The 20334-nt window shown below is 38.1% G+C and carries 21 protein-coding genes; 20 read left to right on the forward strand and 1 reads right to left on the reverse strand.

Features of this window, described 5'->3' with window-relative positions:
- Nucleotides 1-128 precede the first annotated feature (128 nt).
- From F4694_RS24285 to F4694_RS24345, 13 genes are all read left to right on the forward strand, one after another.
- The gene (locus F4694_RS24285; RefSeq protein ID WP_179602486.1) at nucleotides 129-1298 is read left to right on the forward strand and encodes an HD-GYP domain-containing protein; all 1170 of its coding nucleotides are present in this window, start codon (nucleotides 129-131) and stop codon (nucleotides 1296-1298) included.
- Nucleotides 1299-1432: 134 nt separating this feature from the next.
- Entirely contained in the window at nucleotides 1433-2620 is a 1188-nt protein-coding gene (locus F4694_RS24290; protein WP_179602487.1) for a hypothetical protein, read from the forward strand.
- A 139-nt stretch (nucleotides 2621-2759) separates the two neighbouring features.
- Nucleotides 2760-3842, forward strand: coding sequence for a hypothetical protein (locus tag F4694_RS24295; protein ID WP_218895818.1), 1083 nt, complete (start codon nucleotides 2760-2762; stop codon nucleotides 3840-3842).
- Complete coding sequence (locus tag F4694_RS24300; RefSeq protein ID WP_179602488.1) at nucleotides 3829-5997, forward strand: molybdopterin oxidoreductase family protein; 2169 nt, start codon at nucleotides 3829-3831, stop codon at nucleotides 5995-5997. The genes F4694_RS24295 and F4694_RS24300 overlap by 14 nt, the downstream gene beginning before the upstream one ends.
- Nucleotides 5998-6558 (forward strand): 4Fe-4S dicluster domain-containing protein, encoded by a 561-nt coding sequence (locus F4694_RS24305; protein ID WP_063253156.1) that lies wholly within the window; start codon nucleotides 5998-6000, stop codon nucleotides 6556-6558. It abuts the gene before it with no gap.
- Between the two features lie 13 nt (nucleotides 6559-6571).
- Nucleotides 6572-7096, forward strand: a complete 525-nt coding sequence (locus F4694_RS24310) for a QcrA and Rieske domain-containing protein (protein ID WP_179602489.1) — start codon at nucleotides 6572-6574, stop codon at nucleotides 7094-7096.
- Entirely contained in the window at nucleotides 7086-7277 is a 192-nt protein-coding gene (locus F4694_RS24315) for a hypothetical protein (RefSeq protein ID WP_179602490.1), read from the forward strand. The genes F4694_RS24310 and F4694_RS24315 overlap by 11 nt, the downstream gene beginning before the upstream one ends.
- Entirely contained in the window at nucleotides 7270-7581 is a 312-nt protein-coding gene (locus F4694_RS24320) for a hypothetical protein (RefSeq protein ID WP_179602491.1), read from the forward strand. The genes F4694_RS24315 and F4694_RS24320 overlap by 8 nt, the downstream gene beginning before the upstream one ends.
- Nucleotides 7568-7840 (forward strand): hypothetical protein, encoded by a 273-nt coding sequence (locus F4694_RS24325; RefSeq protein ID WP_179602492.1) that lies wholly within the window; start codon nucleotides 7568-7570, stop codon nucleotides 7838-7840. The genes F4694_RS24320 and F4694_RS24325 overlap by 14 nt, the downstream gene beginning before the upstream one ends.
- A 39-nt stretch (nucleotides 7841-7879) precedes the next feature.
- The gene (locus tag F4694_RS24330) at nucleotides 7880-8533 is read left to right on the forward strand and encodes a sensor histidine kinase (protein WP_179602493.1); all 654 of its coding nucleotides are present in this window, start codon (nucleotides 7880-7882) and stop codon (nucleotides 8531-8533) included.
- A 21-nt stretch (nucleotides 8534-8554) separates the two neighbouring features.
- Nucleotides 8555-9208, forward strand: coding sequence for a response regulator (locus F4694_RS24335; RefSeq protein WP_179602494.1), 654 nt, complete (start codon nucleotides 8555-8557; stop codon nucleotides 9206-9208).
- A gap of 15 nt (nucleotides 9209-9223) precedes the next feature.
- Complete coding sequence (locus tag F4694_RS24340) at nucleotides 9224-9676, forward strand: GAF domain-containing protein (protein ID WP_179602495.1); 453 nt, start codon at nucleotides 9224-9226, stop codon at nucleotides 9674-9676.
- A 13-nt stretch (nucleotides 9677-9689) separates the two neighbouring features.
- Nucleotides 9690-10751, forward strand: coding sequence for a PAS domain-containing sensor histidine kinase (locus F4694_RS24345; protein WP_179602496.1), 1062 nt, complete (start codon nucleotides 9690-9692; stop codon nucleotides 10749-10751).
- A gap of 70 nt (nucleotides 10752-10821) precedes the next feature.
- Here F4694_RS24345 and F4694_RS24350 read toward each other — a convergent pair whose 3' ends face one another.
- Nucleotides 10822-12480 carry a glutamine--tRNA ligase/YqeY domain fusion protein gene (locus tag F4694_RS24350; RefSeq protein WP_179602497.1) on the reverse strand — a complete coding sequence of 553 codons (1659 nt, stop codon included), beginning with the start codon at nucleotides 12478-12480 and terminating at the stop codon, nucleotides 10822-10824.
- Between the two features lie 165 nt (nucleotides 12481-12645).
- Between F4694_RS24350 and F4694_RS24355 the strand changes: the two genes are divergently transcribed.
- From F4694_RS24355 to kynB, 7 genes are all read left to right on the forward strand, one after another.
- Nucleotides 12646-13629: a Gfo/Idh/MocA family protein gene (locus tag F4694_RS24355; RefSeq protein WP_179602544.1), complete on the forward strand. Its 984-nt coding sequence runs from the start codon at nucleotides 12646-12648 to the stop codon at nucleotides 13627-13629.
- 286 nt (nucleotides 13630-13915) lie between these two features.
- Nucleotides 13916-14929 carry a 4Fe-4S binding protein gene (locus tag F4694_RS24360; protein ID WP_179602498.1) on the forward strand — a complete coding sequence of 338 codons (1014 nt, stop codon included), beginning with the start codon at nucleotides 13916-13918 and terminating at the stop codon, nucleotides 14927-14929.
- A 313-nt stretch (nucleotides 14930-15242) separates the two neighbouring features.
- The gene (gene kduI / locus F4694_RS24365; protein WP_179602499.1) at nucleotides 15243-16073 is read left to right on the forward strand and encodes a 5-dehydro-4-deoxy-D-glucuronate isomerase; all 831 of its coding nucleotides are present in this window, start codon (nucleotides 15243-15245) and stop codon (nucleotides 16071-16073) included.
- Nucleotides 16074-16124: 51 nt separating this feature from the next.
- The gene (gene kduD / locus F4694_RS24370; RefSeq protein ID WP_179602500.1) at nucleotides 16125-16907 is read left to right on the forward strand and encodes a 2-dehydro-3-deoxy-D-gluconate 5-dehydrogenase KduD; all 783 of its coding nucleotides are present in this window, start codon (nucleotides 16125-16127) and stop codon (nucleotides 16905-16907) included.
- Nucleotides 16908-16952: 45 nt separating this feature from the next.
- A complete protein-coding gene (locus tag F4694_RS24375) occupies nucleotides 16953-17735 on the forward strand; it encodes an IclR family transcriptional regulator (RefSeq protein ID WP_179602501.1) in 783 nt (260 codons plus the stop codon).
- A 129-nt stretch (nucleotides 17736-17864) separates the two neighbouring features.
- On the forward strand, nucleotides 17865-19613 hold the full coding sequence (locus F4694_RS24380; RefSeq protein ID WP_179602502.1) for a WG repeat-containing protein: 1749 nt from the start codon (nucleotides 17865-17867) through the stop codon (nucleotides 19611-19613).
- 69 nt (nucleotides 19614-19682) lie between these two features.
- A complete protein-coding gene (gene kynB / locus F4694_RS24385) occupies nucleotides 19683-20303 on the forward strand; it encodes an arylformamidase (protein WP_179602503.1) in 621 nt (206 codons plus the stop codon).
- Nucleotides 20304-20334 lie beyond the last annotated feature (31 nt).

Below are 20334 nucleotides of genomic sequence, written 5' to 3' on the forward strand. Positions count from 1 at the left end.
AGAGGAATACAGAATTATAAAGGTTTTTGTTAGAAATTGGAAATGAATTTAGGTATAAAAATACCTATATCTTTTCTAATCCTAACGAACTATATACTAAACAGGTGTGAGAAATACGGAGGATTAATATGATACCACATGAAGAAAAGCGAACCGTTAAATGGTATTTATTAATATCATATGTTTTAATAATTGGCTGGGATGCATTCTACTATTACATTAGACCTATGTATATAAAAACAAGTGAAGCGATTGGGCTTCCAGATAATAATAAGATATGGTACCTCAACTATATCGTCTTACTTGTCATACTGGGCATAGCCTATTATTTAAGTAAGGTAAATAAACAAGATTGGATTAAATATATATTTATTATCAGTTATTTAACTGTATCTTTTCTTGTTGATATAGTTTCCTTTCATGGCAATAATGACGGCTATACGAGTGGAAATGTGGTAGAGATATTTCTAATTCTATCGTTGCCCATTTTCTTAAATACCAGATACTTTTGGGTGGTTACACTTGGATTTACTCTAAAATACATTGCTACTGGTATATTATTAAAAACATCGTTAGTTCTCGTGCCAATAGTATTGCTTGTAATTTTATCTGGATTGTCGTTCTTCCTATTAGTCCGCTTCCAAGGATATGTTCGTGCGGTCAGCACTTCGTACGATAACCAATTAGAGGGAATTGTAAAAGGAGTTATCGCTACTCTTGAGCTCAAGGATCCTTATACAAGAGGACATAGTGAACGTGTTGCTAAATATGCATTAATGTTTGCAAATGAAATTGGCAAGTTTTCTAAAGAAGAACAAAAATCATTTTATTATGCTTGTTTGCTTCATGATATTGGTAAAGTGAATATACCTGACCAAATATTAATGAAACCAGGAAAACTTACGGATGAGGAATTTGAAATCATCAAAACTCATCCCGTAGTAGGTGCAGAAGCAGTTAAGAATGTCGAAGGAATAAAAAATAGTATATATGTCATCCGTTCCCATCATGAGCGCTGGGATGGAAAAGGTTATCCCGACCAATTAAAGGGAGAGGAAATACCTTTACTTGCTAGAGTATCCGCAATAGCGGATGCATTTGATGCGATGACTTCATCTAGATCGTACCGGGATGCAATGCCATTTGAAGAAGCGTATAACCGAATTATTAAAGGACAGGGTTCACAATTTGATCCAATACTGGTTGATAAGTTTAAAAAGATTTATCCAGCATGGATTGAATTTCATCGAAATTATCCTTGGTCAGAAAAGTGGGAATTACTAAGGGAGGTGGAATAATGAAAATCCGCAAACTTAAGAAGGTTAAAACAACTTGCTGGTGGTGTATTTATTTAGGAAAATAATAAAGCAGGATGCAAGCGAAAGCTATGCATCCTTTATTTATAATAATTAGTGGAGGAGCGGCTCTTTAGATGAACATCACTCTCCATTCGCGGATTTCTATTGTTCCTATTGAAATCCACAAAGATAAAAAGAATTATATAGTCGAAGACAAGCTTACTGGTGAGTTTTTTGAAATGCCTGAAATATGTATTGAAGCAATTAATATGATAAATCAAGGGCTGCTGCTGGATGAAATTGAAACAACACTTTTGGATAAGTTTCCAAAAGATGAAGTCAATTTAGTCGATTTTGCCAATCAGCTATTTGAACTAGAATTAATTGATCAGATTGATGGTGTAAAGATTGAAAAAAAACAAATTTCAAAAGAACCATCGGGGATGGTATGGGTTTCTCCTAAACTAGGCAGATTCTTCTTTAATAAGTTTACCATCTTCTTATATGGTGTAATACTCGTATTAAATATAGTAATATTCATTGTTAATCCTTCATTATTTCCCCACCGAGATGATATTTTTGTTTTTGATATTATGGTCATGAATGTAATCTTTTGGATGGCGTTTAGTTTTCTATTTGTGTTATTTCATGAATTTGGTCATGTTTTGGCAATTAGGGCACACAATCTTCCTACAAAAATGGAAATCGGCCATCGAATGTTTTTTGTTGTGCTGTTAACGGATATGTCTTCTATCTGGAGATTACCGTCTAAGGACCGAAATATTCTTTTTTTAGCAGGTCTCTATTTTGATTCCATTTTGCTCTTTTTAGCGTTAATTGGCCAGTTATTGTTTCCTGATAGTTCCCAGTTTATCAGCGGGCTAATGCACCTTGCTACCTTTGATATTGTACTGAGAATGATCTTCCAGTGTTGTATTTATATGAAAACAGACTTGTATTATGTCTTTGAGAACGTCTCGGGCTGTTACAACCTGATGGAAAATGCCAAGCAAACAATTAGAAAGCGGCTTACCTTTTTAAAATTAGAACAAATGGATGAGGTGATTTTTTCAGGTGAGAAAAGAACCGTTTCTTTCTACACACTCCTATATTTCCTAGGGTTTGTCATTACCATTTTCCTATATTTTAATTATTATATACCAGAGATAATTCATGTGGGCGAACAGATTCTACCTGGATTTGTACAGCCGCCAACAAGCTTACTGTTTTGGGATGCCGTAGTCTTTTCATTACAGGTCAGCATTTTTATTTTCTTACTTCTATATTCTTGGCGAAAAAAATACCTTCTCAATAAAGTGTGACAAAATTTTGTCTAAATTCAAATTTCTAAGGGTTTTTTCCCCGACAGATGGGGGAGTTCCCCTATATAGATAACACTAACGAATTTCTTACAATAAGAGTAAGAAATTCGTTAGTGTTTTTTTTTTAGGAGGAGCTCAAATGCATACTAATACGTCAATGAATAAAAAAACAGGACGCTCGATCGACAATGCGTTTGCGTCCAAATTTGCCAAGTCAATGTTTTTATCGGTATCCGCTATCGTTATTCTATCTTTTATTGCGACGAGAATGTTTACCCATGTTGATTTAAATTTGTACGGATATATGGTTGGAACCATTGTGTTTATCGGAGGATTTTTTTACCGCTTTATTGCGTGGGGTGAAAGACCGCCAACTAAAATCTTTATTAAAAAAGGTTTAAAGCTATTAAAAAGGAAAAGTACCCCTAAAACAGCTGTTAATCATCTCGCCATCTATGACTTTATCAAAAACCGCGGCTTGTACCGCTGGGTGCAGCACATTTTAATCGGCTGGGGCTGTGTTCTTGCATGTTTGGTTACCTTCCCGCTCGTGTTTGGCTGGATGTACTTCACAATGGATGACAACGGCCATTATACCATCGTTTTAATGGGTCTAAATTTAATGACTGTAAAAGCAGATGGAATCATCGCATGGTTATCCTATAATGCTTTAAATATTGCAGCTATTATGGTTACCGCAGGAGTATGTATGGCTTTACACCGCCGTTTAAAAAACATGCAGGCAAGAGCGGAACAAAAGTTTATCTACGACTTCCTGCCACTCTATTTATTGTTATTTATTTCAATTACGGGTCTTTTATTAACGGTTCAAAATGTATTTCTACATGGCTGGATGCAGCCGCAAATGTCATTGATTCACCAGTTTTCTGTCATTGTCACATTAATTTATTTACCATTTGGAAAACTCGCTCATATTCCTTTCCGTCCGGTAAGTGTATTTGCAAGGAACTACCGTGAGCACTACGCAGAACAGGAAGAGAAAAAGTGTAAGGTATGCGGAGATCATTTCGTATCTGTTGAACAGTCAAATGATGTTATTCAAGTATTGGGAGTAAATGCGATTGAATTTAACATGGAAGATGGCTTTAATCTTGCTGAATTATGCCTTCCATGCCGTAGAAAATACAGAATATCTAGGTTCTCAGGATTCGCAACGCACCAGGTAAAGGTCAAGGGGGCAAATCAGAATGCAAAGGGATAAGTTTTTTAAAGAAATTGAAAATGTTAGACATCCAAATGAAACGCTTGTAAAAACACACTGCAGCTACTGTGGAATGCAATGCGGGATGAATTTACGTGTTAATACAAAAACAAATAAAATCATTGGGGTTGAACCTCGTTATGATTGGCCGGTAACGGTAGGAAAGATGTGTCCTAAAGGGGTTACAGCTTATCAGCAAACCAACCTTGATGATCGTATATTAAAACCATTAATCAGGGATGATGCTTCCCTTAAAGGAACAAAAGAAGGCTTCCGTGAAGCAACTTGGGACGAAGCATATGATTTAATCGTGAAAAATTTCCAACAGCTTCAACGTGATTATGGTAAAGATTCACTGAGTGTTTACAGTGGAGTATCAATGACGAATGAAAAATGTTATTTAACTGGAAAGTTTGCACGTGTTGGCTTGCAAACACGTTACATTGACTACAATGGCCGTTTTTGTATGGCAAGTGCTGCCGGTGGATTTATGAGATCCTTTGGAGTTGACAGGGGGTCAACCCTCCCTTGGACAGATCTTCATGAAACAGATTGCTTGTTCATTGCGGGAAGTAATACAGCAGAGTGTCACCCTACATCCATGTTCCGTGTATGGGCTGTTCAAGAACGCGGCGGTTATTTAATTGTCGCTGATCCACGGGAAACGCCAATTGCGAGAAGAGCGGATGTACACTTAGATTTAAGACCGGGAACAGACCTTGCGCTTGCAAACGGAATCTTAAATCTATTGATTCAAAATGGTCATGTAGATAAGGAATTTGTTAACAACCATACGAACGGTTTTGAAGAAACCAAGGAATTAGTAAAAGAATTCACACCAGAATATACAAGTGAACTTACTGGGGTTGCTCCAGAGAAGATTATTCGAGCAGCTGAAATTTACGGAAAAGCACCAAATGCCATTGTCATGTTTGCTCGTGGAATTGAGCAGCAGGTTAAAGGTGTAGACAATGTTTCTGGTTATACAAATATGGCGTTAGTAACTGGAAAAATTGGCCGTCCTAAAGCAGGTGTTGCTACTTTTACAGGGCAGGGTAATGGCCAAGGCGGACGTGAACATGGTCAAAAGGCTGATGCACTTCCAGGGTACCGTAAAATTGCTAATCCCGAACACGTGAAGGCAGTTGCGAAGGTGTGGGGTATTGAACCAGAAGAAATGCCAAAAGAGGGCGTTTCCGCTTATGAAATGTTTGGGTTAATGGAGCAAAAAGTCATTCGTGGATTGTACTTATTGTGCTCAAATCCAGCTGTTTCTGCTCCAAATTTAAATTATGTACGCGAACAGTTAAAAAATCTCGATTTCATGGTTTGTTCTGACTTTTACCTATCTGAATCAGCAGAATTTGCAGATGTTATTCTTCCAACCACTACATGGTCTGAAGATGAAGGAACGGTTACAAATCTTGAAGGACGTTGTATAAAAATTAACAAGGCACAAGAGCCGCTTGGTGAATCGAAACCTGATTGGCAAATTCATGTTGAATTATGTGAACGTCTTGGCAGAGGAAAATATTTCTCCCATTTAAAAACAGCTAAAGATGTTGGCGATGAATTCCGCTTAGCTTCAAAAGGCGGCTATGCAGATTACTACGGAATTACTTGGGATAAAATTGAAAAACAAGATGGTGTATTCTGGCCATGTAAAGATGAAAATGACCCTGGAACACCACATATGTTCCTTGATAAAAAATTCTATCATCCAGATGGAAAGGCGAAAATTTGTGCACTTCCATACCGTCCGCCTGCTGAAGAGCCAGATGAACAATATCCATTACGCTTAACAACAGGACGTGTAGTGTATCACTATTTATCTGGTAACCAAACAAGAAGAATCAATTTCTTACGCGACATGTGTCCAGAGCCATACGTAGAAGTACACCCAGAGACGGCTGAAAAATATAACATTAAACATGAAGAATTTGTCCGCCTTTATACTCGCAGAGGAGAAGCGGAATATAAAGTGAAAATTACGGAGGCGATCCGTAAAGATACAGTATTTGTCCCGTACCATTTCGGTGATGATAAATCTATTAATCTATTAACAATTGGAGCCCTTGATCCAATGTCTCGGATGCCGGAATTCAAAGCATGTGCAGCACAGATTGAAAAACTAGAACTAAAGAAGGTGCAGTAAATGAAAAAGAGGCTTTATTTAGAACTTGAAAACTGTATAGGGTGCCGCTCTTGTTTGGCAGCATGTACCCAGTGCGGCGGTCACGAGGAGCGCAATCGTAACTATGTCTACGATGTTAACCCGCTTGTTAACCGTCAGACGATGCCTCTTATGTGCCTTCACTGTGTGAATCCAGCATGTGCGAGAAGTTGTCCGGCACAAGCCATTCAAATCCATGAAACAGGAGCCGTCCTTTCGGCTCTTGTGGAAAAGTGCATTGGCTGTCAAAACTGTACAATTGCCTGTCCATACGGAATTCCGAAGTTTGATACAGAACAAAATTTGATGTACAAGTGCGACCTTTGTATTGACCGCACAAAGGACGGAATTCCTCCAATGTGTGCGAGTGTATGTCCATCAAATACACTACAGTGGTTAACAGATGAAGAAATTGAAGCAAAGCAAAAACAATTTAATTTAGATAATGGTAAGTGGGTTACAAGTATGCCTTACTTAGAAGGCGAAACAAATGTTAGAGTGAATCTCCCTGGTATCCTGCAGGGCGTCACCAAATTGTTTTAGGAGGGATTAACTCATGACAGATAAAAATAATAAAATCCCGTTTGATGAAGATAACTATACTCATAATATAAATCGAAATAATGAAAGAAAACTGGACCGCCGTGGTTTTATGAAAACATTAGTCGGTGCTGCTGGGGTGTTCGCTGTTTCCTCACTACCATGGGGGGCAGTGGCTGCGAAAGAACTTGTTGGTTTAGGAGATAAGAAGTATCCGAAGCAGAAAATAGTCGACGTAAAAGCAATTCCGGTCGGTGATGCAGTTGATTTTCATTTTCCTGGTGAGCATGATAGTGCGATTTTAATCAGGCTTTCTGAAAATAAATATGTGGCTTATCAAAATGCCTGTACACATCTTCGATGTCCAGTATTTTGGCAAAAGGAAGAAGGCGATTTGCTTTGCCCTTGTCATCACGGAAAATTTGATGTTGAAACAGGAGCACCGACTGCAGGACCGCCAAGACGTCCACTGCCAGAAATCTATTTAAAAGTTGAAAATGACACTGTTTATGCAGTGGGGGTGAAACGATATGAAGCGTAGTTACCTTCCTGTGGCTCTCCTTCTTGCTGTGTTAATGCTGAATATTATTGTTACACAATATATGGTTCATCAATATTTTTATCAGAACTATGTAAGCACCATTGTGGCTGGAATTATGAATCTCATATTATTTCCACTTGCGTTTCTCATCTATAAAAAAGGTGTGAATGTTAATGACTAGTGAAACATATCTTGATTTTTGTTTTGTGCGAGGACAATCAGGCGGATTTTCCAATGAAATTGAACAAATATTAAAAGAGACATTTGAGAAGAAACGTTTGAACTGGTACCTGGAGGAAAAGACCATTGATGGTGCAGAATTAGTAATTGCCGAGGTAAAAGGGATGAGTGATTGGACTTCAGAGGAAGAAACGATCCTTTTCCTTGAGGAAAATGCGGGCGATAAGTTTTGGGAGTATCTTCAAGGCTATAAAATGTTTATCTATCCCGTAAAGAGAGGGTGTAATAGCTGTGGAACCCATTAATCTAGAAGAACTGCGGGGATTTGTTGGGGCTCGTGTTGAAGTAAGTGTTCACGACCAACAGGGTGGAGATCAAGCACCAGCTATAAATAAGAAGCTAGAAAAAATAGAGTACTGTCCAGATCAAACGCATATCCGCTTCTATTTTGATCGTTTCAATTTTATAGCAGTTCCCATTGCCAGCGATATGGCTCAATCCGAAACGTTGTTTTCAGCGTCCGACACTGAAAGTGGTTTAACCTACACATTTAGACTCATTTAATTTATCAATATAATAGAAAAGGGTAAAGGAGGGAAAGTAGTGAAGTACTCTGCATCTAGAAACCAAATTGGTTCCTATATCATTCAAGCTCAGGAGGAGGAAATTAAGAGAATTTCCTTGGAGCTTCATGAAGGTGTAGGACAAAACTTATTCAGCATACTAACGGGTTTAAAATTAGTTGAATCCGGGATAAATGAGGAACAATATAAAAATTATTTACATGAAATGACTCAGCTGATCGAGAAAACCATGCAGGAAATTCGACTGCTTTCTGTTGAACTGTACCCTCCTGCCCTTATAACTCTGGGATTACTTCCCGCTATTAAGAGTTATATTAAGGTTTACACTTCTACTTTTGGAATTTTAGTTGAGCTTTCCTCCACTGGAGAAGAAAAGCATATACCAGAACAAAATAGTATTGCAGTTTTTCGAGTTTGTCAGGAGGCGCTGGCTAACATTGCCAAATATGCTGATACATCAAATGTAAAGCTGGGTTTATCTTGGAGTAATTGTGAATTGAAAATTACTATTTTTGACTTCGGCAAAGGCTTTCAAAAAGAAGATCTTGAAAAGAACCCTTATGCACTTGGAATTGCTACAATGAAGGAGAGAATGCTTCTAACTGGCGGACAATGTGAAATTTCCTCTAAAATAGGAGAAGGTACATCTATTGAAATATCTCTTCCTATCTAGGGAGAAAAGGGGAGTTACCATTTGATCAAAATCTTATTAGTTGATGACCATGCTGTGGTAAGAAGCGGCTTAAAGATGCTATTGAATACAAATCCTGAGATGGAAGTAATCGGAGAAGCTTCTGAAGGAAATGAAGGCATCAAAAAAGCGTTAAAGCTTAAACCAAATGTTGTTGTAATGGATTTAAGTATGCCTCATGGAAAAGATGGATTATCAGCTACCGGAGAACTAAAAAAGCAAATGCCTGAAGTTAATATCCTTATTTTAACCATGCATGATGATGAGGAATACTTATTCCGAGCGGTTCAGGCTGGAGCGTCTGGCTGTATTTTAAAGAGTGCTCCACATGATGAGTTAATGTCCGCAATTGAATCCGTTGCAAATGGAAATGCCTACCTCCATCCTGCTGCAACGAAGCGATTAATGGAAGAATACCTGGGCAGCCTCAAAACTGGCACTAATGATACCTATAATCTATTATCAGATCGAGAAAAAGAGGTCCTTACACTTATTGCAAAAGGGTATTCCAATAAGGAAATTGCTGAACAGTTAGTGATTAGTGTAAAAACGGTAGAAACTCATAAAGGGAATCTAATGGAGAAACTTCAGATGAAAACCAGACCAGAATTAGTAGAATTCGCTGTTAAAAAGGGGTTATTAGGTTATGGAATTTAAGGGGTTTCTTCAAGAATGACCGAGATTATGGGGATGTCACAGGTAAATGAAGTCTGTGAAGCGTTAAAGAAAAGAATAGGCTGCGAATTTGTCGCTTTAGCACTTCAAAATGAGGTAGGACCAGATGTAAGGTGGCATTATGCTTCAGGCAATTTAAATGATAAATATAAAAGAATCACCGTCCGGTTCGGAAAAGGGGTTGCTGGGAAAATTATTTCGAGCGGCAGTCCTATGATGTTGATTGACTTTCCAAACGATATTTATGGAAAGGTAACAGATCATCCTATTATGCTTGCTGAGAAACTTGTTTCCTGCTATGCAGTCCCTATCTTTTTTAATTCCTTGCCAAAAGGTGCGCTGCTAGTTGGGAAGAGGGAAAAATATACATTCTCCGAAGATGACCAAGAAATGGTTCAGGATGCTGCCTTGGAATTAGAGCAGATATTACAAAACCAGAATATAGGCTAGAAGGGGGATTTGTATGGACAGAGACCGGCAGCAGCGTGAGTTTGCAAACCTTGAGTTAGAATTAAAAAAATCGATGCAGGAATTAATCGATATAAAGTTTGCCCTTGATGAATCTTCGATTGTGGCAATTACAGATTCAAGGGGTACGATTACATATATTAATGAACAATTTAGCCAAATCTCTAAGTATCCAAAAGAAGAACTTTTAGGCCAGGATCATCGAATATTGAATTCCGGATACCACCCGAACAGTTTTTTTAAAGAAATGTGGAAAACCATTGGCTCGGGGAAGGTTTGGAAGGGCGAAATACGCAACCGTGCAAAAGATGGAACATTTTATTGGGTCGATACGACGATTGTTCCGTTTATGAATGATAAAGGAAAACCATATCAATATTTAGCAATCCGCTATGAAATTACCGAACGAAAGCGGGTTGAACAGGAATTACAGAAAATGATGACCACGATAATCGATGTTCAAGAAGATGAACGAAAGCGCTTATCCCGAAATTTACATGATGGGATCGGGCAGAATTTATATAGTCACCTCATTACCATCAATCGCTTGCATTCTGAAATGGATCATCCTCTGCTAGAGCAAATGCAGAATGAAGCTACTCAATTAATAGAGGAAATCCGGGATATTTCATGGGAACTGCGTCCATCTGTACTAGATGATCTTGGACTTGTTCCTGCGATCCGTTCCTTTCTGTCTCGTTTCTCAGAAAACTATCATATCGATGTTTATTTTGAGTGTGTATTAAATCGCCGCTTAGACATCGCTATTGAACTAACCATTTATCGTATTATTCAAGAAGCATTAACGAATATACGAAAGTATGCGGAGGTTTCCAATGCTGCTGTCACAATTAGAGAAATGGATGAAGTTGTTAGGGTAATGATGGAGGACAAAGGGAGAGGATTTGAACTGGATTCCGAGTCCCGCGGTGTTGGCCTGTTTAGTATGGATGAACGCGCACGGGCTGTAGGAGGAGAACTTACCATAAACTCTACACCGGGTAAAGGAACAAGGATCATACTAGAAGTTCCATCGACCCCAAAAGCAAAGAAATAGAACCAAGCACGGGTGCTTGGTTCTATTTTTATTCTCTAGCTTCAGCGCCAAGCGGCTGAAGCATTTTTTTTTATATCTTAAAGGAACTTTTTAAAGATACAATTCGGTTAAAGACCAGTTTATCCACTGTCGTATGTTTAGGATCTACGTTGAAATATCCATGCCTAAAGAATTGAAATTTATCGTGTGGCCTGCTTTCTCTCATGTTAGGCTCGACAAATCCCTGTAATACCACAAGTGATTCTGGATTTACGTTGTCGAGGAAGGTCTTTCCCTCTTCAGCAGTATCCTCATCAGTATTATCAAGAATTAATGGTTCGTATAGACGAAATTCTGCTGGAACAGAATTTGTAGCTTCTACCCAATGAATCGTTCCCTTTACCTTGCGACCGGTGAAGCCAGTACCGCTTTTGGTTAATGGGTCATAGGTGCAGCGCAGCTCAATAACTTCTCCGTGTATATCCTTGATTACTTCTTCACATTTGATAAAATAGGCATGTTTTAGGCGAACTTCATTACCAGGGAAGAGACGGAAGTATTTAGCCGGAGGATTTTCCATGAAATCGTCTTTCTCAATATAAATTTCACGAGAAAATGGAATTTTCCGCATGCCCATTTCTGGAACCTCAGGATTAATCTCAGCGTCAAGTAACTCTATTTGACCTTCTGGGTAATTTGTAATGACAACTTTTAAAGGATTTAGAATTCCCATTGTCCGCGGTGCCTTTAACTTTAAGTCTTCTCTGACAAAGTGTTCGAGCATTTGTGAATCAACTGCTCCTGAACCTTTCGATACACCTGTTTCGCGAACGAAATTACGGATGGATTCAGGGGTAAATCCTTTGCGTCTCATTCCAGAAATAGTTGGCATCCGCGGGTCATCCCAGCCATCAACAAACCCTTCATCAACAAGCTGCTTTAGTTTCCGCTTGCTCATTACCGTGTTCGTCACGTTTAAGCGGCCAAATTCAATTTGCTGCGGTGTACTCTCCATTTCACATTGTTCGACTACCCAGTTATAAAGTGGCCGTTGGTCTTCAAACTCCACTGTACAAATCGAATGGGTTACGTCCTCAATCGCATCCTCAAGAGGGTGTGCAAATGCATACATCGGATAGATACACCACTTATCACCGGTGTTATGATGTGTAGCGTGAGAAATTCGATAAATGACAGGATCACGTAAATTGATATTAGGAGACTTCATATCAATTTTGGCACGAAGAACTTTTTGTCCATTTTCAAATTCGCCATTACGCATCCGTTCAAATAAATCTAGATTTTCCTCAACTGAACGATCGCGATACGGGCTCTCTTTACCGGGAGAGGTCAATGTGCCGCGGTATTCACGGATTTCGTCAGCGGATAGGTCATCCACGTATGCTAGTCCCTTTTTAATTAATAGCACCGCACGTTTGTACATTTCTTCAAAATAATCAGAAGCAAAGAATAAGTTATCCCACTCGAATCCAAGCCATTTTACATCTTCTTTAATCGAGTTTACATATTCAACATCTTCTTTTAACGGATTGGTGTCATCAAATCGTAAATTGGTTTTTCCGTTAAATTCATCAGCTAATCCAAAGTTAATGATAATGGATTTAGCATGGCCGATATGTAAATATCCGTTTGGCTCTGGAGGGAAACGAGTGATAATTTTATCATGCTTACCTGATTCCAAATCCTTAATCATAACATCTTTTATAAAATTAGAACTTAGATTTTCCACTCTATTCAACCTCATTTCTCAACTATACTATTTAATAAATAACATAAATAATGATATTTTTCCATTGTACCCAACTATTCAAAAGAAAAATAGTGGAATTGGCAAAAAGAAAGCAAAAAGGCTACAATATATGCTTATAGAAGGAATGGAAGGGGATTTTATATGATTAATTTAGGTACAGTGGGAACAGGGTGGATTACAGCCGCCTTTATCGAGGCAGCGCAGTTAAGCGGAAAACTAAAGTTAACCGCGGTCTACTCCCGGACAGAAGAGAAAGCAAAAGAACTGGCACATACATATAACGCAGAACACTACTTTTCAGATTTAGAGGAAATGGCAAAAAGTTCAGAGATACAGGCTGTCTATATTGCTTCTCCTAATTCTGTCCATTTCCAACAAGCACTTACCTTTTTAAAAAATAAAAAACATGTTATTTGTGAAAAACCGATTTTTTCAAATCCAGCTGAACTAGAAATCGCTTATCAAACGGCTGAGGAAAATGGGGTTTATTTATTTGAGGCGATTCGAAATATTCATACTCCGAACTTTCAAATACTTAAGGAAAAAATTCATCTGGCAGGCAATCTAAGAAGCGCCATGCTGCTATATATACAGTATTCTTCTAGATACGATGCGTTTTTAAGAGGAGAGAACCCAAATATCTTCTCTAGTACTTTTTCTGGAGGTGCCCTGGTTGATCTAGGGGTTTATCCACTGTATTTAGCTGTTGGGCTTTTTGGGGAGCCGAAAAATGTTTCCTACCATCCCGTGATCCTGTCAAGCGGAGTTGATGGCAGTGGTACGCTACTGTTAGAGTATCAAGACTTTGTCTGTACTATTCTTTGCTCGAAAATTTCACATTCAGTTATGCCATGTGAAATCCATGGTGAAAAGGGTTCCTTCGTCCTTGAGGATGCAGCACCGATATCTGAAATAAAATTCATCGACAGTCATACGAAAGAGAGCGAAATTTTAAGCGTTGGTCAAGAAGATAAAAACATGGTCTATGAGTGCATAAACATCGCTGAGATTATTGAAACAAATGATGATCATCGATATGAGAAGTTAAAGGATATGAGTCAGATCGTGCTAAAAGTAACGGAAGAAGCGAGGAAACAAAACAATATCGTATTTGGTGTAGAACGCTAGACTGATTTGTAGATATATTTTTAAAGTGTGTAGATATATCCTTACTTTGTGTAGATAAATTCTCAATTTGTGTAGATAAAATCTCAAATTGTGTAGATAAATTCTCAAATTGTGTAGATAAATAAAAAAATGCGTAGATATCTAAAGAATCAACAAACCATTTTTGTCTTTTTTAAGAATACGGTTGTGAATTCTTTATGAAAACGGTAATCTCGATGACTTTTATCACATCCCCCGTTTTACTTCGTTCCTTATATTAAGGGTGATGAAGATTGGAGGAGTCGTAATGAAGTCAAAGAACTGGTATAAGAAACAGCTGAAGAGAAAGCCGGTTCAAATAACAAGAAACGTGGTTCAAGCAGTATTCCTGTTGTTTTTACTATATGTTGGTATTCGTTTTTATCAATTTTATATGCATTTTGAAACCCTTGGGGAAGCATCTTTTGTTGAGAGACCAGCTGCGGTGGAAGGGTTTCTGCCGATTAGTGCCCTAATGGCCTTGAAGGTTTGGCTTGCCACTGGAGATTTTGATGTCATCCATCCTGCAGGACTTGTTTTGTTAAGTTTTTTTGTTGGTGGTGCTATCATTTTCAGAAGATCTTTTTGCAGCTGGATTTGCCCAGTTGGAACAGTCAGTGAATGGATTTCAAGATTGGGGAAAAAATTGTTTAAAAGAAATTTTGAAGTACCAACATGGCTTGTTTGGCTGCTAACCCCCATTAAATACTTATTGTTGCTGTTCTTTTTGGGGATGGTTATTGTAATGCCTACATATGGTGCGATTGCCTTTTTAAATGAACCATATAACAAAATCTCGGATATAAAAATGCTGACATTTTTCTTAGATATCAGTGGTTTTGGCTTAGGATTTCTTATCGTAATGGTTATGCTTTCCTTGTTCTTTAGGAATTTCTGGTGCCGATTTCTTTGCCCATACGGAGCGTTCATCGGGCTTGGCTCGATCTTTAGAATTTCAAAGGTCCGTAGAAATGAAGAGACCTGTACTAACTGTGAAATGTGTACGAAGGTATGCCCTTCAAGAATAAAGGTGCACAAAGTAGAAACCGTCAATAATTTAAATTGTACGGCCTGTATGGCTTGTGTGGAAGCATGCCCAGTGAAGGACACCCTGAATATGACCGTTGGGAATAAAAAAGTGAGTAAATGGTTTATACCGGTGTCGTTCTTTGTGGCTTTCTTCTTAATTATTGGCTATGCAAAACTTACAGGGCATTGGGAAACGATTATCAGCTATGAGGAATGGAAAATCCTCATTCCTGAAGCGAATAATATAGATTAATAGATCATCATAACCTGTTTAAACGCACAGGTTATTTTTTTATCCTCATTTTTCTGAGTATTTTATAAAATGCGGTTGAAAAACCAAAATATGTCCAATATAATAAGAATATAGATTTCCAAATAAACAACAACATTTCCTATTTGGAAATCATGGGTAACGTTTAAACTTGAAAAAAGTATTCTGCATGGATTACTTATAGTGTAGATGTAAGATTGTAGTACTATTTGCAACCGCTTACTCAAGTTTGAAACCTGCCTATACTAATGGAAAACGGTATTACAAAAATAATTCGATAACAGGAGTGAAAAAAATGGAAACTCGTTACACACATAGTCCAGAAGATATTCGTCATTATTCTACAGAACAATTGCGCAAGGAATTTTTAGTAGAAAGTATTTTTGTTCCAGGAGAAGTAAGATTAACGTATACACATAACGACAGGATGATTTTTGGCGGTGTTACACCAACAGATAAGCCGCTAACTATTGAACTTTCTACAGAATTAGGAGTTACATATTTCTTAGAGCGACGTGAACTTGGTGTTATTAATATTGGAGGACCAGGATCAATCGTTATCGAGGGCACAGAAGAACCAATGAAAAAGCAAGATGGTTATTACATTGGAAAAGAAACAAAGGATCTCCAATTTAAATCAGAAGATCCGTCTAATCCAGCAAAATTCTATACAGTGTCTGTACCGGCACATCATAAATACCCAAATGTAAAAATTAGTATCGATAAAATTGAACCAATGGTAACAGGCGATTCAGCAACATTAAATCATCGTTCCATTTATCAATATATTCACCCAAATGTATGTCAAAGCTGTCAACTTCAAATGGGTTATACTATTCTAACTCCAGGAAGTGCATGGAATACAATGCCTTGTCATACACATGAACGCCGTATGGAAACATACCTTTATTTTGATATGAAAGAAGATACCCGCGTTTTCCATTTCATGGGTAAACCGGATGAAACCAAACACCTAGTTATTGCAAATGAGCAGGCTGCTATTTCTCCAAGCTGGTCGATCCATACTGGAGTAGGTTCAAGTGATTATACTTTCATTTGGGCAATGTGCGGAGAAAACATTACTTACAATGATATGGACATGGTTCCAATGAAGGAATTGAAATAACTCGTTAATCGAGTTCTTTTTACATACTTCATTAACAAGGGGGATTATATAATGGGGAATAACTCACAACAATTTTCATTAGATTATTTTAAATTAGATGGTAAAGTCGCCATCGTAACTGGGGGAAACACAGGAATTGGGCAAGGCTTTGCGGTTGCGTTGGCAAAAGCAGGTGCGGACCTCTTTATCACCACTCATGGGAACAATTGGGGAGAAACAAAAGAACTGATTGAAAAAGAAGGACGCCGCGTAGCGTTTTTCCAAGGTGATTTAACAGATAAACAAGTTTCAAAAGATATCGTTGCAAAATGCTTAGAAACATACGGAAGAATAGATATATTAGTTAATAACGCAGGTACTATTCGCCGTTCGCCTCTTCTTGAATATAAGGAAGAAGATTGGGATGCAGTCATGGATATTAATCTAAATGCTGTTTACTTTTTAAGCCAGGAAGCTGCAAAAGTAATGGCGGAACAAGGCAGTGGAAAAATCATCAATGTTGCTTCTATGCTGTCATTCCAAGGGGGTAAATTTGTACCATCCTATACAGCCAGCAAGCATGGTGTCGCTGGTTTAACGAAGGCGTTTGCGAATGAGTTAGCGATAAAAGGCATTCAAATTAATGCCATTGCGCCTGGTTATGTTGAAACCAAAAATACAGCACCGATTCGTGAGGATGAAGTTCGTCATGCAGAGATTACTGCCCGTATCCCAGCTGGTCGTTGGGCAACTCCAGAAGACCTGAAAAGTGTTGTGGTCTTCCTTGCAAGCAGAGGTTCTGATTATATGAATGGAGCCATTATTCCAGTAGATGGCGGCTGGCTCGTTCGCTAGTTATTATATTATAATAAGTTTAAAAAGATGAAGGGAGGTAACATAATGGAGAATGCAAAGCAGCCATATGGTACTGTTCTAATAAAGGCTTCAAGTATCCTTGATTTTCTGTCAGCAAAGAAAGAACCGCAAGCATTAAACGTGATTGCACAAGAAACAGGATTAACGAGTTCAACGGCCTTAAAGATATTAGACACCCTTCTTCTAATTGGTTATGTAAAAAAACATCCTGAAACGAAAAAATTTGGGCTTGGCAGTGCCCTAATCAAATACGCAAATAAATATCTTGCTGATTTAGACATTTCAAAAATTTCTTATCCATATTTAAAAGACCTGCAAAATAGTTTAGATGAAACGATTCACTTAGGCATTTTAGAAGGCGATGAAATCCTAACTGTTAACAAGTTGGAGACGAAAAAGCCGATTGTCTGTTTAAATTCAAGGATTGGTTTATCGAAGCCTCTTTATTGTTCTGCAATGGGGAAAGCCGTACTTTCAGAAATGGCGGAAAGTGAAAAAGCCGCTTATTTGAACCGAGTGGAGCTAAAACCCATAACAGAAACGACAATTACGAATCCGGAGAATCTATTAAAACAGTTAGAAGACGTAAAAAGAAATGGTTATGCAATTGACGACAGTGAAGGTGAAAAGGACGTCTATTGTTTAGGTGTATCACTGGTAATGAATAACCAAACATACGGTGCTTTTAGCGTCAGCGTACCAGCCTACCGCATTTCGCCTGAAGTAAAAGACCAAATCATCCAAGCTATTTTAAAAACAAAAGAAAATATCCAAAGAGAATTGCAGCAAAATTACGTATTTATTTAAAAAAACAGGAAGAATCTATTTTGAAGCCTCATTGGTCAAAATAGATTCTTTTTTGTATGTGATGGAAGATAAGCTACATCCCGCCCATTTTTTCATATATATAATAAAAAATAAAATGGGGTAGTACGGATGTCTAGAAGAAATACAGAACAGGAAAATTGGATTACCTACCTGCTTTCCCTATCAAGAATGGTTTACCTTTTTCCAGCAGAAGTGAAAGATATTGGCGGCGGTAAGTGGGGATACATCAATGAAAAGGGGGCTTTTATTCTCCCTCCCAAATATGAAATGGCTCGTGATTTTCAGGAAAATGGTTTAGCCATCATCCAATTAAACAATCTTACAGGTATTATTAACACTGACGGATATTTTATTGTGAAACCAAAGTATGAAACAATCATCCCTTTTTCAGAAGGTCGTGCCACAGCTATCGATCACGAAGGCTTTAAAGTATTGGATGAAAGTGGGAAGGAAATTACTTCAAAGGCGTATTCCTTTATCGGAGATTTTCAGGAAGGCAGAGCAGCAGCTGCCAATACAAATGAGCAGGGCAACTATTTATATGGATATTTAAATAGGAGAGGCAATGAAGTCATTTCGCTGTCCTATGAATCTGCCAGTGATTTTGAACACGGAAAAGCCCTTGTAAAAATAAAAGAGGGCAGCTATTCACTCATTGATCTTACAGGAAAAGTACTACATTCATACTCTTTTCCATTTGTCGACGATTATGGTGAGGGTATGCTGGCATTTCGAAAAAGTAACGATGGAAAATGGGGATACATGGACGAATCAGGTAAAGTATTGATTGAACCACAATTTATTGGAACACAGCCGTTTGTTGAAGACAGAGCAATTGTGAATGTTGAAAATAATCATTATGGCCTGATAGATAGGCAGGGGAAATATATCATAAAACCCCAGTATTCTAGTTTACTAAACCTTGGAGAGAATCGATATGCACTGGGGAAAGCACAAGATCCAGAAAGGCCATATCTTTTTCAAAAGTATGCAATAGCTGATGCTGACGGTCATATTTATACTGGGTTTATCTATAATGGTGTCTCCGAATACAAGGATGGAGTGGCCTCGGCATACAATGACGAAATGACTTTCTTTATAGATAAGCGTGGTCAGCGCTTGAACCATCTTCCAATGATTCATGGCAGTGGTACATTAGCATTTAATAAATCCTTAATTAAGGGAGATATCGATCTCCGCATTCTCTATTTTGATAAAAAAGGCACGTTAGTTTGGAAACAAAATACAATCATTCCTTTAAAAGCGGATTATTCCGTAACCGAAAACAAATTCAAACCAAATAAGGATTATTTAGTTTATTATCCACAGTTAACGGGGGTTAGCTCTCCGGAGAGCGTAAATCAAACATTGAAGGAACTTTCTGGAGTCAAGGCAATCCCTCAGCATACACAGTTGGAATCAAGCTACGCAGGTGATTTCGACGTAAGTTTTTATAAAAATAACCTAGTAGTCTTGGAGATAAATGGCTATGATTATCCTTTTGGTGCAGCACATGGAATGCCTGTAAAAAAATATGCCCATATTGACCTAAAAACGGGAAGGTTTTATCAACTTAAAGAGTTGTTTAAGCGAGAAGCAGATTATGTAAAAGTGATCAGTGAAATGATTGGAGAAAAAATTAAAAACGACGAACAATATTCCTATGTTTTTCCGGATACGTATAAGGGTATCAAAGCAGACCAGTCCTTCTTTATCAGCGAAGGGGCGTTGAATATTTATTTTGAACCATACGAGATTGCCCCTTATGCTGCTGGGTTTCCAACCTTTACGATTCCGTTTCATGATCTAAGCAGCATGATCGATCACGATGGAATTTTTTGGCGCTCCTTTCATTAATTGACAGAAACAGGACAGCGATATATTTTTAACATAGGCTACTAAAATGCTGCCCTAGGGAGTGGTTGAATGAAAATAATTGATATTTCTAGAAGGCTTGAAAATGGAATGCCAGTTTGGCCAGGTGATACAGCCTTTCACTATGAGGTGTCGTGGTCCAAAGCAGAAAGCGGTTCTGTAAACGTAGGGACTCTTACAATGAGTACACATACAGGGACGCATGTTGATGCACCTTTTCATTTCGATGATGATGGAAAAAAGATTATTGACTTGGATCTCGAATTATATATTGGTCCTGTAAGGGTTCTCGATATGACTGGGAAGGAAAGTATAGGAGTTAAGGATTTAGAGGGTGTAGATTTAAATGGAATGAAAAGAGTGTTGTTTCGAACCCTCTCATGGCAAAATGCTTCTGAATTTCCAGTAAAAATACCCCATTTGGAAGCTGATCTTGGTCCATTCCTAGCAGAGAAGGGAATTAGACTGATTGGGGTAGATGTTCCATCTGTCGACCCAATTGACAGTAAAGACCTTCATGCTCACCATCGTTTAAATGAAAATGGGATTCACATTCTTGAATCAGTCTTTTTAGATAAAGTAGAACCTGGTGATTATGAATTGATTGCTTTGCCGCTGCCATTGGTTGAAGGAGATGGAAGTCCGGTAAGGGCAGTATTACGTACAATCTAAAAATAGCAGCGGAATTAATTTCCGCTGCTTC

Source organism: Neobacillus driksii (assembly GCF_013409995.1).
Taxonomy (GTDB): Bacteria; Bacillota; Bacilli; order Bacillales; family Cytobacillaceae; genus Neobacillus; species Neobacillus driksii.